The organism is Candidatus Allofournierella merdavium, assembly GCF_944382735.1.
GTDB classification, from domain to species: Bacteria; Bacillota; Clostridia; order Oscillospirales; family Ruminococcaceae; genus Allofournierella_A; species Allofournierella_A merdavium.
Genome location: NZ_CALWND010000003.1, coordinates 172,924 through 189,219, shown reverse-complemented (window position 1 = coordinate 189,219; position 16,296 = coordinate 172,924). Strand labels below are relative to the sequence as shown.

The window sequence follows — 16,296 nt, the reverse complement described above, 5'->3', positions numbered from 1 at the left end:
AAGCGATGCAGAGCGATGCAAAAAAGTTGCCCCCGGAAAAGTCCGGGGGCAACTTGTTAATCTTTAAAAAACAAGCCCATCATATGCGCAATTTTAACTAGAATTTCAAGTTTTTCTTCTTCACTGGTGATTTGCTTTGACTGAACTACACGAATCAAATCGGAAACAATCTGTTTTTCGTTTGAGGATAAGTTCTTAACAGATACAGCTTCGAAATTATCACCATAAATCAGTTCGTCGATTGTTATGCCGAATGCCTCTGCTAAGGGAATTAGGGAATCGACAGGTATGGATTTTGCGTCTGTCTCATAGCTGCTGATTGTAGATGTGGATTTACCTAACCTTGCGGCCAAGTCAGACTGCGACAATCCACGCGCCTTCCGATAATCCCGAATGCGATGGCCAAAATAATGCTGCACCATTTGAAGCAAACCTCGTATTCATTCGTTTGCTTTAATCATAAGAGTTGAAATTTCGGTTTAGGTGTAATATTATTCTGTAAATAACACTTTGGGTGGCGTTGAGTCTTTTTCCCTTGACATTTGCGAGGTGAGCATCTATTTTGAATACACAAAACATACAACGAGGAAATCTAAAACGAAAAGGTAATACAGCAATGAAAATACAAGTCCTTGTATGTGATGACAACCTTGCTTTTGTCGATAGAGCCACAGAAAAAATAGATGAATGCTTACGAAGCGAAGGCATAAAGGCAGAGATTACGAAATGCAATGACCCTAGCGAATTGACAGATTCGGATCTTCTCCGGTTCGATATTATGTTTCTAGACATCGATATGGGAACATATAACGGACTGGAAATTGCTCGAAAGGTTAGAAGACTCCATAGCGAAGCACTGATTATCTTTCTTACACAATTTGTTGAGTTTAGCCTTGAGGGTTATGAAGTGAACGCTTTCCGCTATTTGTTGAAAGACGATTTCGAGATAAGGTTGTCTGGCCATATCAAGGATGCATTGAAGGTGCTTGCACAGAAACGAGACTCCTTTGTTTTCATAGCTAACGGGGAAGAATACATCGTAAAATATCAAAATATTGTTTATCTGGAAAGCCAGTTGAGAGTGATGTGTTTGCATACTTTAGATCAAACGCGGGAAAATCGCTTTTATGCCACAATGGAAGAAATGGAAAATGAACTGGCGCCAGCAGGGTTTCTCCGTATCCAGAAAAGCTACTTGGTCAATATGCGCTACATAATGAAGCTAAATTACAACCAGGTTTTGCTTATAGATGGCACGATTCTTCCTGTCAGCCAAAAAAGATTTGCTGAAATCAAGCTACAATATATGAATTGGAAAACAAGACAATGACTGATTATTTACTGCTCCTCCTGCGGTTGACGATTGACATGATTGCCGCGCAGCTCTTTTTTGACTCGTTTTTTTCCAGGAAAAAGCAAAGAATCGGTCCAATCGCCATGATTTTGGTCTCGGCCTTTTGCGCATCGGTGATCTTGTATTTCATGCCCGGCAGGCTGGTTGCCGCTGCCAGCATTTTGGTGTTCTTTTTGTTTCACTGGCTTACCCACGCCTCCCCAATGAACTACCGAATATACTTTGCAGTCATATTCTACGCAATGGGATGCGTGGTGGATAACCTTGTCTATACGGGTTATCTGAGCCTGAATCAGTGGCAGTACCAATCTCTGGTGGCGAACTATTATGTGAATGCTGTGCTTGGGATCATTTCACATGGAATGGTCTTTTTGATCTGCGTTGCGATACTAAGGGTCAGAAGGGTAAATCCGATTGATTTATCCAACGGGCGACTGTACACAATCCCAACGGCGCTTTCCGCGATATGCGCGGGCATGGTCTTTTATCTAAATGGGTGTTACCGTAACGGCCAAATTGCCGTGGGGCCCCTGTTTGTGTGTGCGGTGTTTGTTGCGGTGTTTGACATCGCGGCGATCTTCCTTGTCAGCTGGATCGAACAGACATCGCGGGCCCGGGCGGATTCTCTGTCGCTGCAGGCACAGGTAAAAGCGCAGTCCGAAGGCATTGAAGCGTTGAGCGCTGCAAATGCGGCGCAGCGAAAAATGACGCATGACTTTCGCGCACATTTGGAAGTCCTCAGCGCCTTGCTTCATCAAAATGAAACGCAGAAGGCAAGAGATTACATTCAAAAACTGCATGATGAGCAAAACGAACGTTTGTTTTATGTGAATACGCACCATGCGTCCATCGATGCGATTCTGAATCAAAAAACGAGGATCGCGCAAAACCATGGAATCGATGTTCAGTTCCAGGTGAACGACCTTTCCGGCCTTCAAGTCAATCCGGTGGACATCACTGTTGTGATCAGCAATTTAATGGACAATGCTATCGAAGCATGTGATCAACTGGAAATTGAGAATCGGCAAATCCACATCAAAGCAGTACTGGAAGACGAGTTCTTCTTTTCAATACGGAACACTTCACTCCCTGTAACTGTACATAATAATTCCGTTGCCACAACCAAAAAAGATACACTGCTTCATGGGTATGGTTTGCAAAATGTAAAAACAATACTAAGCAGATACGATTCGCTTTTTGGCATTGACTATAAAGACGGCTGGTTTCTCGCATACCTGGAAATAGCAGAGACTCGTCGTTCGTGACATAATACTCGTATTTTATATCAAAAAACAGAAAAAGGAAAGGAGGAATGATATACTGCAATAGAGGATGTGATAATCGAATGACCATGCTGGCAAATTACATTACATCATTCCTTGTTCGATATAGGCTTGTGGAACCCAGGGAAAACGAGTGGTGTGCATACCTGATTGAAAGCGGACTGACGCAAATGATATCCATCCCTTTTCTGATACTTGTAGGGAGCGTGATTGCTCCGCTCGACAGGGTTATTATTTTAAATCTTGGAATGATTTTTCTGCGTCCTAAGACAAACGGTTATCATGCTAAAACGTTTGCAGGGTGCATGCTTTTCTCATTGGCCTTGGAATTGGCGGCACTGGCCTGCTTGGCATATATGAACAGCGACATTGCATGGATTGCACTGGGGATAGCTGTCGCAACAGTTCTTGCATTCGGACCGGACAACAACCCGCAAGTTCACTATTCTGAGGAAGAATATAGAAAACTAAGGCAGAGGATGCACACAGCACTGTTGGCATACTTTTTGCTGTGCAGTATTCTTATTTACCTTCTTCCAAACTGGGCTCACTCTTTGATTATGGCATTGCTCGCAGATGCGTTTTTATTAATTTTTGCAAGGGTTGTCCGATGTATCCAAAGGAGGTTCGTGCCATGAATAACCGTACACAAAATGTGGTTCATGATGCCCTGAAATCGTTGCTTCATAAGACGATTGAACATGCTGCGAATAGTGTGGAGTGTCCGTTTGTGTGGTCGTATCAACCGAAGCGTCCCCAGCGTATCGAAGAGCAATCTTCACGGACAGAAAGCTAAATCAACACCAAGCACGCATCTGCATAACGCAATAAGCTCAAAATCAAAAGAAAAACCTGGCTCAATGGAGCCAGGTTTTTTCTTTGAGCGAATGTTTTTTACAGAGAAGACGGTCCGGCTGGAAATTCAGGTTTAGTCGACGAACTGAACGTAACTGTATGCATCAGCTGTTTCAAGCAGTGTGCTTCCCTGATATACCTGAGCGTGGAGATGGGCCTGATAAGTTCCGGGCGATAAAGAACGGGACGCACTGGTATGAGCAGAGATCATACCAGAAGCAGTCCAAGAGTAGCCGGGAACAGCTTCCCATTTGTCTCCCACTATTTTTTCTAATGTGAGAGTTACAACAACCTTTTTGGAACCACTATTTGCTGTAGCTCCGCCCTCCATTGTATAAATGCCAAGTCCTTCGTCGTATATCCCGGCATAAACAGAACTGAAGTCACTAAACCTCAAAGGCTGGACGGTGTTGTCCGCATAGGAAATCGGGGATGCCGCACAAATCAACATCACAAGCGTGAGCAGAAAAGCAACGAGTCGATTTTTCTTCATAGTATTCCTCCAGGCTAAATATTATTTGACACAATGATCATCGCGTCATTATTATGACCCAGAAGCAAGCGTTTTGTAACAAAAAGTTCAAACCGAAATGTTTTCCGCAACTTTTATTATCTCGTTTTCAGACACGTTTCCGCTAATATAAATAGTTATTTTCTGGACCGTAAAGCTTAGTCCTAGCATATTAGAGTTCAGTTTTACATACAACGAAGCTTCCGTTCCATTGATTTGCAAGGTTCTTTGCAATAACAGATTCTCATAGTCGATTTGTGGGGATGTGTCCTCACTCCAAAACGAAATGGTGAGGATATCAGGCGACTCAATAGAAGTGTAAGTTAATTGCGAGTTGTGACGCATTTCAACAGCCACAACGTTAGTAAATCTCTCTGGCACCCACATTGGAATAATTGGACCTGCCCAATCAGCCGGAAGCGGGGCACGGATTCCGTCCAATTCCTCGTCGCTATGAAGAATAGCATACCCGTCATGGAGTTCAAGAAAGAAATTGTTGATGGTATTACGTGCTGCATCTACAGTGATGTACAAAACCCCAGTTGTAAGAACCGATGCCAGTGCAAGGCAAGCAACAGAGCGCCGTACTCGTTGAAAGAGTTTCTTCTTTCGGTAGTGACGCTCCGCATGAACCATCTCGGCAAATATGCCTTCCCGTGCCGATTGGTAACCAGGAATTTGGGTAAGGTCTTTTTTTTCGCCGTCCGCCGAATCGTATGTATCCAGTTCTCGATTAGCGATTCGCACAGCAGCCATCCTTGCAAGATTCTCTTCAAGGCTATCACATTTACTTTGCGGATTGAGATCCGGCCGCCTCTGGCTCATCAGTTTTCCACCTCGATTCTTCTTTCAAATAAATTCTTTTCAATTTTTTGCGTATTCGCCATAATGTAACACGTGCGCTTTCAGCGGTCATATCAAGCACTCGGCCAACTTCATCCAACGACACGTCATCGAAATAGTACATTTTTAGGGCTATCTGTTGCTTCGGAGATAGTTTGGAGATGCAATGATCGAGCAAACCTTCGTCAATAGACTTGATGCAGGAACGGATGGGATCCTCCTCTTCATCGGGCACATCTTCCATGGCATCGGAAAGGTAGATACGCTTTCGCGAGTCGATTTCCTTCAAGACCTTGTTATGCACCATCGACATCATGTAGTTAAACAGACGTCCATGTGGATAATCTCTATAGCGATCATAGTTCGCGATAATAGTCTTGAAACTTTCAGACACGGCATCCATCGCTATCTCCTGGTCGTTCTCAGCGACACGCAAGGCATAGCGAAGCAAGCCATCATATTCCTCTTGGAAAAAGCGTTCAATGGAAGGGGAATCGGAGGGATTGTCATTAAATGTCATCATCAGAAAGACCTCTTTGATGTTCCTGCCGCAGCAATTTAATAACGCCATGGACAAATCGTTTCTCGCTAATTGTCAAACCCTCAAACTCGGTGGCAATTTCCTTTGTAAGATAGGAGCTGGAGTCAACACCCATTAGCACGACACCTCGCAGCATTTCACAAAGATCCACTTCAAAAGCGTTGGCCAGCCCAACCAACAAATTCAAATCACAAACCATTTTTCCGTTCTCGATATGACTAACACTAGCCACTGACACATCCAGCTTTTCTGCTAGCTGTTCCTGTGTCATGCGAGCCTGTGAACGATGCATTGCGATGCGCTCACCAAGGAGCATAGCATCATACTTGAATCGTTTTTCTCTATTTGGCATGGATTAGCCTCCCTTACCTCGGATAATTTAAGATTACCAAGGTAAGTTTCCACAAACCATGCACAGAGATACATGCGTGGACAACAGTACATGATAATATAAATTTTTGTTTCAGCGTGAACAGCGGTACATCGCTGCCTCATACTAATTCTGTCTCTATATGCTCCGCTAGTGGTGGAAAAACGACGAATATTCTTATCTGTTTCTGGCTAATTCGTTAATTTTCTACTTTTTGCACAAAATGATGTTACAAAACGATACCTCTGAAGGTGTATTGGCCAAAGAGGCGCCCTGCGAAACGCCTAAAAACGGCTAACACAAGAACGGAGGGACAATTGTGAAAAGCACACGATGGAAAAAGATGATCGCAGCTGTTTTGTCAGTTGTGATGGCAGTATCGATTCTGCCAGTGTCGGTGTTTGCTACCGGTGATGATCCGGGGGTTTACGATCTTACTTACTACAACTATGCTCAGTTGCGGGCGTTGTCTTCACCTCCTCGTGCGCTCGCAACAAACTATGTGTCTGCCAACCTCTCCAAGATTTATGCACCCCTGATTCCTGGAGAGCTGTCCTATGCGAAATTTGCACTGGACTATAATGGCATCGTTGACATCAACGTATATACTCAGGACGGAACGCTGCTGGGACCGGTATATGGTGCCCGTTATGCGCAGCATGTTACTTTAAATTCGGACGGCAGTTATACGTCCAAAAACCTGAGCGATTATGCCATTGAGGAGCAGATCAGGACTCTCATGGCAAATGGCATCATTTTCAAAGCTCTTCGTCCCTATACGGGTATCGGCCTGACGGGTGAGGAGCCTGCATATAGAACACTTGCACAGTACTACGATTACCATGGGTTGGAAATGCCTGAGAATGCCTCTCCGACTCCCACGCCTGATGCAACAGAAGCGCCGGCGGCAAGCGAGTCACCTCTTCCCACGGAGACTCCAGCGCCCACGCCTGAACCAACAGAGGTTCCAGCCGTAACGGAAGAACCCATCCCTTCGGAGCAGCCTGCTGAAGAGCCTGGGACTGAGCCTGAACCTACTGAATCGCCAGTTGAAGAAGCAACTCCGGCACCGGATTCTTCTGCACCTGCTGAGGAACAACCAGTAGACGATTCTGAAGCGGCAGTTGATAACAGTGCCCAGATGAATGAAACGACATCTGTTCAGGAAACGACGGCCCTGAGTGCGAATATGTCTGGGCCGCTTGAGGTGCAGACAGTTGTTGCGACTGTGGACAACGCAGGTCAAGAAACCGAAGATGACGTTTCGGTGCCTTCGCCTGTTCCTGCGCCCAGCGAACAACCCGAAGTTACTCCTGAGCCCAGTAATGAACCTGCTGCCACTCCGCAGCCCAGTGAAACTCCTACGGCTTCGCCTGAACCCAGTGAGAAGCCCAGCGTAACTCCTGAACCGAGTGAGGAGCCTAGCGTAACTCCTGAACCGAGTACGGAGCCCAGCGCAACTCCTGAACCCAGCGAGGAGCCTGACGCAACTTCTGAACCCGGTGAAGACCAGAACGTATCGGAGGAAGATCGGCCTTCTTTTACTCATGAAGAACTGCAGGAGATTTTCCAACTTACTGACGAAGAAGCGGCCAACATGACGGATGCCGCGTGGGAAGAATTGGAAGCTGTCGCAGCCGAAGAGGATCCTTACTTTGGCGTTCCTGAGAGTGAGCTGCCAGATGATTTCTTCATTGACAGTCCGGATTACAAAAATATTTTCAATCATACAAACCCGACTATTCGTCCCTTTGGGATAGAGGAAGGATCAGGCGGCGGCAGTTCTGGTGGAAATGACGCTAACATTATCCACAACTATTTCTATTGGGACGGACGGTATTGGGATAATGGTACTCCCACATATCTGCCCGCGGGAAATTACACAATTAAGGTAACTCCGCGCGCTGGCGCAGCCAATAAAGAGGTCTCTCTTGATTTCACGGTTGCAGGTTTGGTTGATGAAAACGGAGATCCGATTGATCCGTCGACACTCACACCGGATGAACTTGAACAAGCCATTCAGAACAGTTTGTCCAAATATAAAGACAAATATCTTACAATGCAGAATGGTTTCCCCGCTGTAATTCTCCAGCTGGACGGTGACCCTGTGAACATGGTTTCCGGTGCACTGGAATGGAGTTACACGGATCTTACCATTGACGGCGAAAAGCCTCTGTCGTTTAGTCGCACATATCTATCTCACCGTAGTGAGATCGATGAGGCGGGACTGGGGTTCGGCTGGTCGTATAATTGGAGCTACAAGGCGGATGTTCTTATGGGTGAAGCCTTGATTCAGCTTCCTAACGGCGGTAGCGTATTCTTCTCCCTTGATCCCTCTGGTACATTCACCACTGAAGCGGGCAATGTCTATTCTTTCCGCCAGGATGGGGACAATTATGTGCTGACCAACAATACTACGGGCGCCACTGTACTGTTCAACAAAGACGGTGCCCCTGTAGTTCTTACAGAGGCGGACGGCACAGTTACGACTTTTACAACTGATGGAGATAAGCTGGTGAAGGTGAGCAACGACACCGGCTCTCTTAGCTTTGCCTGGGAAGGCGAACACATCTCCTCTGTTACCGATAGTGCGGGACGGACTTTGACCTTTGGATATGAAGGGGAAGATCTGGCCTCTGTTACGAACCCGGATGGCGATTCTCTGCGCTATACTTACGATAATCACAAGCTGTTGACTGTTACCGACTTCAACGGCTCTTTAATGCTGCAAAATACCTATGACGGGAACGGTCGTGTGGCAACACAAACCATGCCGAATCGTGGCCTCCTGACCTATTCTTATGATACGAATTCTCGAGTGAACACCTATACAGAGGAAGGTGGCGCCACTCGAACGACTACCTATGATGAACAATACCGCGTGACCTCGGTGAGCGACGGGGCGGGTACAGAAACCTATACATACGATGACTACAATCGACTTGCCAGTGAAACCGATCGCAACGGAAATACTACTACCTACACCTATGTTGGTGAAACCTGTAACCTTGAAACAGTCACACATCCGAATGGAACCGTCGACGTATATGCTTATAACGGAAATGGGCAGGTAACCCAGCAAACGCAAAAAGACGGATCCTCTTTGTCGTACACCTATGAAAACGGAAAGCTGACTCAGAGCACCGATGCAAATGGTGGGGTGACAACCTACGCTTATGATGGCGCTGGCCATCTGTCTAGTAGCACAGACGCTCTGGGCAACACCACTCTTTATACTACCAATGGGTTGGGACTCATCACAAGCATGACCGACCCGCTGGGGAACAAAACTGTATATGAGTATGATGGAGCGGGTCGATTGACCAAGCAGATCAGCCCTATGGGCCATGAATATCGCTATGAGTATTCGTCTGCGGGTAAACTGGTTACTGAGATCGATCCGTTGGGCAATAAGCGCACCCATGAATATACCGGCAATGGATTTGAAACCATGTCCACTGACTGGATGGGGAATGCTACGCACTATACTTACAACGCCATGAATGATATGCTGTCTATCACTGATCCGATGGGCGGCAAGACGGAGTATACCTATGACGGGCAAGGTAACCTGCTTAGCGCCACAAACCCGGACGGAAATACCACCCAATATACTTACGATTCCACTGGGCGTTTGGTTACTATGACCGACCCGAACGGAAACACCACAACTTACAGCTATGATGGAAACGGAAACGTTGTGGCAGTGACCGACGCATTGGGAGGCGTTACTTCTACCAGTTATGATAACATGGATCAGCCGATTTCGGTGACTGATGCAAACGGTAACGCCACACTCACAGAGTATGACGCAATGGGTCGCGTGACCTCTATCATTGATGCCGAAGGACGCACTACACACTACGGGTACGATGCTAACGGTAATGTGATTTCGGTCACTGATGGAAACGGACATGCGACGAGCTATGAGTATGACGCTGAAAACAAACTGACCAAGATCGTCACTGCCGAAGGAAATACAACACTCTTTGTCTATGATGCGGCAGGACAGCTTGTTAGCGTGACTGACGCCTTGGGCAATAAGGTTGAGAACAGCTATGACGCTGATGGTAATCTGATCAAGGATACAACTGCGCTTGGCTTTAGCACGACCTATTCCTACGATAGCCTGGGCCGTGTGACTCGCAAAACCAATCCGGATGGTTCTGCTATCGAGTACACCTATGATGGCAACGGCAATATTCTCTCAATGAAAGACGCTCTTGGCGGTGTCACAACATACACTTACAACGAGAACAACTTGTTGACCGCAGTCACCGATCCGAAGGGCGGCAAGACTACCAATCTGTACACCGCAGCGGGGCTGCTTGCTTCCACCACTGATGCGGAGGGTCGCACCACCGCTTATGAGTATGACGGTAACCAAAATGTTATTTCGGTAACCGATGGACGCAACAATACGACCCGATACGGTTATGACGCTTTGAACCGCCTTGCTTCTGTGGTCGATAGAGAAGGGCATACCTCCATCTATAATTATGACGCGAAGGGCAATCTCACCAGCATCGTTCGACCGGATGAAGGCGTAATTTCCTATGTGTACGATAAGGCTGACCAGGTCACGTCGAAGACGGATGGCAATGGTAGTGTGACGACTTATGTCTACGATAATGCTGGAAACCTTATCAGCGAAACGAATCCCAACGGAAACACCACGACTTATACCTACGACAAAGAAAACAAACTTGTCAAGGAAACCAGTCCTCTTGGCAATGTAACGGAGTACGTCTACGATGCTGTTGGACAGCTGGTTGCAACCATCAATGCAAACGATGAGCGGGTGTCCAATAACTATGATGCAGATGGACGCCTGATCTCCACCGAAACTGCACTTGGCCTTGTCACCCGGTATGAGTACGATGACATGGGGCGTCTGACGAAGACAATCAATCCTGATGGCACCTTCACCAGCAGCACCTATGATGCCAATGGGAACAAGCTGACCTTTACCGACGCACGTGGTAATACGACGAGCTATACCTATGACAGCAAAGGCAATTTGCTTACCACAACTGACCCTGAAGGATACACTTGGGAAAGCACCTACAACAAAGTAGATGAGCGTACCACCTATACCGACCCCAAAGGCGGTATTGTGTCCTTCACTTATGATGGAAATGGTAATGTAACCTCTGTTACCGACGCCAGAGAGCACACCACATATTATTCGTATGACAAAAATGACCGGCTGGCCACGACGATTGATCGCACCGGCGCGGTGACCACATTCACCTATGACGGAATGGGCAATGTAACCAGCATTACCCGTCCTACCGGCGGTGTGTTCACAAGCAGTTATGACAAAGCCGATCAGCTTACCTCCTACACCGATGCGCTGGGCTTCACTGAGCAGCGCACCTATGATGCTGCGGGCAACCTGACTTCTATTACTGATCGCCGCGGCAATACCACCTCCTATGAATATGATTCGGATAATCGACTGGTCAAGGTGATCGATGCCTTGGGCGGTGTAACCACCTATACCTACGACAATATCGGTCAAATCGTAGCCATCGAGAATGCTCTGGGAGGTATGACCGGCAATCAGTATGATGACGATGACCGTAAAGTGCAGGCATCCAACGAGCTCGCACAAGAAGGCAGCGATACCCATCGCGTCACCTATGAGTACGATGCAATGGGCCGAGTCATTAAGCTCATCAACGAAGATGGTACATTTGAAAGCTATGCTTATGACGAAAACGGCAACCTGATTTCCTCCACAGACGAGAACAATCATACCACCCAATATACCTACGATAAGAACAACAATGTGATCACCGCAACTGATCCTATGGGTGGCGTCACCACTTACACCTATACGGAAACGGGTATGGTAAAGAGCGAGACCGACGCCTTGGGTGCCGTTGTCAAGTATGTTTACGACAAGAACGACAACGTCGTTGGGATGATCGATGCCGAAAGCTATATTTGGAGTTTCGGGTATGACGAAGAAGACCGCCTTTCTTCCGCTGGCGATGCAAACGGGAACAAGACCTTCTTTACCTATGACGGAAACGGTAATCTCATCCGGATCGATAATCCGGATGGCGGCATTGAAACCTACACATACGATTTGAACGATCAGCTGATCAGCTATACCGATGGCGAAGGTTATACCACTCAGTATGCCTATGACGAGAACGGCAACCTGATCTCTATCACTGATCCCCGTGGTAATTCGCGCACCGCTGTATATGACGCTCTGAACCGCCAGACCAAAGTTACGAACGAGGAGGGCGGAACGGTCGAATATACCTACGATGCACTTGGCCGCGTAACAATGGCCGTGAATGAAGACGGCGCGGTAACCAAGTATACCTATGATGCCAAGGGCCGTGTCACCGCAATTGAGGACGCATACGGCAACTTCCGTCACCTTGAATACGACCCGATGGATCGCGTTACCGCCGATACTGACGAGAACGGCGTGCGGCGCACCTATGAGTACGACGCCAAGGGAAATCTGATCAAATACACCGACGGTCTGGGCAACAGTGAGACTTATACCTACGACGCAAACGACAACAGGATCACGCTGACCAATCGGAACGGTAATACCTACATCTACACTTATGATGCGGTCAACCGTGTTACCAGTGAAACTGATCCTAAGGGCAACACCAAGACCTTCACCTACAACAAGCGTGGGGAAATTGTCGCTGTCACCGATCGCAATGGAAATACGACGACCTATACGTTGGACGGCAATGGTAATATCGTAGCCAGTACCGACGCCGCAGGCACTGTTTCTGAGTTCACCTATGACAGCATGAATCAACTGACGAAGGTGCGTCTCCATCGAGTGGATGATGTACACGGCGTGGACGAGTATCAGGAAACGCTTTACACCTACGATCACCGCGGCCTGGTCAAGACCGAAGTGAACGCCAAGGGAGACGGTAAGGTCTTCATCTACGACGGCAACGGCAACCTCATCAGCAAAACGGATGAAGATGGTTATGTAACCGAATACGATTACAGCCCTGTCAATCTGGTTAGTGAGATTCGCTATGACGATGGTCAGGTAGCTAGCTTCCTCTACGATGGCACCGGCGACCTGATCAAGATGGAAGATTGGAACGGCACGACCTCTATCTCTATGGACCTGTTGGATCGTATCGTTTCGGTCACTGATCATAAGGATCGCACCGTCGAATATGGCTGGGACGCCGTAGGCAACAAGACCAGCCAGGGCTACCCCGACGGCAGTCAGGTCGATTACTGGTACGATGCGGAAAATCGAATCGTCCAGGTCCAGGACTTTGACGATGGCGTTACCTTGTTTGAATACGATCCCAACGGCAATAAGATCTACAAAGAATACCCCAATAACGAAACCGCATGGTACAGCTATGACGTTTGCGATCAGATCATTGAACTGGATGAGTATGATCTCGGTGGCAAAAAGCTCTTTAAAACCACATACAGTTGGGATGCAGAAGGCAATCGTTTGAGTGAAATGCAGTACAACCATGGGCAGAGCGGAAGCAAAAAGGAAAATGCTTCTGTGCTGGACAATGTGTTGAGCATTTTTGGGCTTGGCGCTGAAGAGCCCGAAACGCCCACGGTGGAGCTGTCCACTCCTGATTTGGATGCTACCAGTGCTGCGCAGCCCATTGTTAATCCGGTGCAACTGCCCGATCCGACCACAGACACGGCTGCCGGAGTATTCCTGGAGGCTGCGAACGAAAACATTGAAATTATTAACCAGCAGTTGCTGGTGGCCCCCGAAGAGGAGGCTGGCGCTGCTGAGCCCGAAACGGAGAGTGAAAAGCCCGAAACAGGGAAAGATGACGCTACCATCGAAGGTAATGGTGATGGCAATGGCCAGGTTCCTCCGGGTCAGCACGAGGATGAAGATGGGACCATCGTGAACCCCGGTGGCAACGTGGCTCCCGGCCTCAACCGCGGCAAAAAGATCGACAAACCTGCCAATCCCAACAAGCCTGAAAAACCCAATAAGCCCGGCAGCGAGGATACGGAAGACAAAAAGGCCAATAAAGCCCAGCAGGGCACTCATATCTACACCTATGACGAACTGAATCGCATGGTTACCAGCGACATTTCGAAGGTGTTTACCAATTATACCTACGATACTTTGGGTAATTTGGTGCTTGAAACCGCAAAGAACAAGAGTGTAGACTATGAGTATAATGAGTTGAACCAGTTGGTGAAACGCACAACCACTGAAAATGAGACCTTCACCTACAGCTATGACAAGCGTGGTAACCGTGTGGCAGAAACTGGCAAAAAGGAAAGCCGAGAGTATGTCTACGATGCCACCAATCGACTGGTGGAAGGCACCAACTGGAAAGGCGACAAGTCTGCCTACACTTACAACGGCCTGGGCCTGCGAGTGAACAATCTTGTCACTACCCACGCCGGTAAAACCTACGACCGCGACTATGTGATCGACTACACCAGCCCGGAGAACGACGATCTGTATGTCTACGCTATGGGCAACGGCCAGCTTGAATACGAGCAGCGCCATGTGTACGCCGGTTCCGAGCGGTTGGAGCAGATCACAGAAAAGGGAACTGGCGGCTGGGAGCGCACCCTCTACGTCCACGAGGATGTGATGGGCAATACCCGCTACTACACCAAGGCCACAGGCCAGAACTTTGCGGAGCTGCAGTACGATGCCTGGGGCCAGCCGGTCAGCCCGAACAAGCTGGTGAATAATGACCACGGCAACTATGTCTTCGCCACCTTCACTGGCCATATCTACGATACGACGCTCGATGTCTACTTTGCGGAGGCCCGGTTCTACGATGCAATCACCCGCACCTGGATGGCAATGGACCCGATTAAGAGCGGACTGAATTGGTATTCCTACGTTGCGGCGAATCCGGCCACATTCTTTGATCCCTTTGGCACGATTGAAATGAGCATTCAAAACAAGAACAACCTTGATGTGGAAGGGGACGGAGAACCATCCTACGCTTATGTGCGCATAAGCCCTGAAAGTTTCGCTTGGTTTGCTGGCTTTACAGTGGTCGATTCCTTGACACTGGGTATTCCGACCATAATCATTAACAGTGGCTTGGAAGAAAGCGGTGGGTACAGTGCACTTTTCGAGGGAGAAGTTGTTTGGCGTGATTTGGCTTTGGGACCTGGACCAGATATACTGGAAAAAGCACCTGATGTTGTTGACGCCTTCTCCAAGACCACAATTGCTTCTCACTTGGGAGGAAAAACAATTGGTACACTTACGAGAGGGGCTAATGTGCTAAAAGGAGCTGCACCAATTCTTTCCACTGTTTCTGCGGTATCGTCTTTTGTTAACTTGGTCGATAGAGACCGCGTGTTGAATGATGATGCCATGCTCAGCATGATGGCTGAGGCCGGATGGATCGTAGAAAGCAAAGATGGATCCGGCCAAGCAGTGTACTTCGCGGATCCCCAAAAGCGTTTGTCGGAAAAGGAGCAGCAGGAATACTTTGATGATCTTGTGGAACGTGTGGAACGTGGGTATGCTTTCTTTGAGACGGAACAGGCGGAGTTCTTCCGGACGCATTCGACCTTTAATAAGGCCTATTCCATGGCCTCGGATTATGAGATCTATATGAGTATCCGAAACCTCCCTGCCGCTGAACGGGAAAAGAAGCTGCAAGATTATCTCCGAACCTACGAAGGGAAATTGCTGGGTTCTTTCTATGCGGAAAATGACAGCATTGAATTGACGGCATCCCAGAGGAACGATTTGAATTTGATGCTTCGTGAGTACAAACAGCGACTGAACACTCTTGACGAGAGATACAGGGAGGCATTCCATGCATTTAAAAAATTCGTCTGCGGATGATGCTGTGGTTGTTTTTTACCCAAAGTTTTTCAGACGGTTTTTTTGCTTACTTCCGGTGGCATCCCTACTGATTGGCTATGGCTTTTTCGCTGAGTTCATGATGGCAAAGGGGACTTACTATTACAGTAACCCAAAGAGGGGTAGCGGATATGCAATTGCCGCAGCTTTCGCTGTGTGGTCTGTATATGCCATAATATGCCTAATGAACCAAAGACTCACGATCGATCAGACAGCTGTTTGCATTGAGCCTGTTTTCAGAGAAATCTTTTCCGTAGCCAAACAGCCCCAACGGTATGAATGGGAAAAAATCGCGCTGATCAAACAGACCGGACGATTTTTCCGAGGCTATGATCTCTACACAGCCGCAGGCGAACGCTATGGCACGATTTCGTACAACAGCTGGCGGCACTCGAAGAAATTGCAGTCGCTCATCATAGAGCATGTACTTGCACATGGGGGACGATTTGAAGTGGAGCCGCCTCGCCCGCATGTACCTCTCACTAATCGCTTGTCAGCGGGCATTCCAAAAGTTCTGGAAGCCATAAAAGCCCAGTTTATGCCCCGCTGACTTGATTCAATAGCTTGTCCGCTGTCATTGAACAAATCGACCCGCTGCCAAAAGGCAGCGGGTCGATTTCCTTTTGCAAGACAAGTCGTTATTACAGTGAAAGTTAAGCTGACAATCTTGTGGAATTCGACGATTTTCAATAAAA

10 protein-coding genes are annotated in these 16,296 nt (G+C 47.8%); 5 read left to right on the top strand and 5 right to left on the bottom strand.

Features of this window, described 5'->3' with window-relative positions; translation table 11 throughout:
• Positions 1 to 56: 56 nt before the first annotated feature.
• Positions 57 to 422 (bottom strand): helix-turn-helix domain-containing protein, encoded by a 366-nt coding sequence (locus tag ACH2A7_RS03315; RefSeq protein WP_394960061.1) that lies wholly within the window; start codon positions 420 to 422, stop codon positions 57 to 59.
• A gap of 140 nt (positions 423 to 562) precedes the next feature.
• Between ACH2A7_RS03315 and ACH2A7_RS03310 the strand changes: the two genes are divergently transcribed.
• The 3 genes from ACH2A7_RS03310 (at position 563) to ACH2A7_RS03300 (ending at position 3,275) form a co-directional block, all read left to right on the top strand.
• Positions 563 to 1,330 (top strand): LytR/AlgR family response regulator transcription factor, encoded by a 768-nt coding sequence (locus ACH2A7_RS03310; RefSeq protein ID WP_394960059.1) that lies wholly within the window; start codon positions 563 to 565, stop codon positions 1,328 to 1,330.
• Positions 1,327 to 2,619 (top strand): sensor histidine kinase, encoded by a 1,293-nt coding sequence (locus tag ACH2A7_RS03305; RefSeq protein ID WP_394960057.1) that lies wholly within the window; start codon positions 1,327 to 1,329, stop codon positions 2,617 to 2,619. Before ACH2A7_RS03310 ends, ACH2A7_RS03305 begins: the two co-directional genes overlap by 4 nt.
• A gap of 80 nt (positions 2,620 to 2,699) precedes the next feature.
• The gene (locus ACH2A7_RS03300) at positions 2,700 to 3,275 is read left to right on the top strand and encodes an accessory gene regulator B family protein (RefSeq protein ID WP_394960055.1); all 576 of its coding nucleotides are present in this window, start codon (positions 2,700 to 2,702) and stop codon (positions 3,273 to 3,275) included.
• A 290-nt stretch (positions 3,276 to 3,565) separates the two neighbouring features.
• Here the strand turns inward: ACH2A7_RS03300 and ACH2A7_RS03295 are convergent, their stop codons facing one another.
• The 4 genes from ACH2A7_RS03295 to ACH2A7_RS03280 all read right to left on the bottom strand — a co-directional run bounded on the left by ACH2A7_RS03295 (position 3,566) and on the right by ACH2A7_RS03280 (position 5,739).
• Positions 3,566 to 3,985, bottom strand: a complete 420-nt coding sequence (locus ACH2A7_RS03295; protein ID WP_394960053.1) for a hypothetical protein — start codon at positions 3,983 to 3,985, stop codon at positions 3,566 to 3,568.
• Between the two features lie 87 nt (positions 3,986 to 4,072).
• Positions 4,073 to 4,828: a DUF4367 domain-containing protein gene (locus tag ACH2A7_RS03290; protein WP_394960051.1), complete on the bottom strand. Its 756-nt coding sequence runs from the start codon at positions 4,826 to 4,828 to the stop codon at positions 4,073 to 4,075.
• The gene (locus ACH2A7_RS03285; protein WP_394960049.1) at positions 4,791 to 5,369 is read right to left on the bottom strand and encodes an RNA polymerase sigma factor; all 579 of its coding nucleotides are present in this window, start codon (positions 5,367 to 5,369) and stop codon (positions 4,791 to 4,793) included. Before ACH2A7_RS03285 ends, ACH2A7_RS03290 begins: the two co-directional genes overlap by 38 nt.
• A complete protein-coding gene (locus ACH2A7_RS03280) occupies positions 5,356 to 5,739 on the bottom strand; it encodes a helix-turn-helix domain-containing protein (protein WP_394960047.1) in 384 nt (127 codons plus the stop codon). The genes ACH2A7_RS03285 and ACH2A7_RS03280 overlap by 14 nt, the downstream gene beginning before the upstream one ends.
• A gap of 337 nt (positions 5,740 to 6,076) precedes the next feature.
• Here ACH2A7_RS03280 and ACH2A7_RS03275 point away from each other — a divergent pair, with 337 nt between their 5' ends.
• Together ACH2A7_RS03275 and ACH2A7_RS03270 are read left to right on the top strand one after the other, a co-directional pair.
• Positions 6,077 to 15,583 carry an RHS repeat-associated core domain-containing protein gene (locus tag ACH2A7_RS03275; RefSeq protein WP_394960045.1) on the top strand — a complete coding sequence of 3,169 codons (9,507 nt, stop codon included), beginning with the start codon at positions 6,077 to 6,079 and terminating at the stop codon, positions 15,581 to 15,583.
• Positions 15,555 to 16,151 (top strand): hypothetical protein, encoded by a 597-nt coding sequence (locus ACH2A7_RS03270; protein ID WP_394960043.1) that lies wholly within the window; start codon positions 15,555 to 15,557, stop codon positions 16,149 to 16,151. Before ACH2A7_RS03275 ends, ACH2A7_RS03270 begins: the two co-directional genes overlap by 29 nt.
• The last annotated feature ends 145 nt before the right edge of the window (positions 16,152 to 16,296 follow it).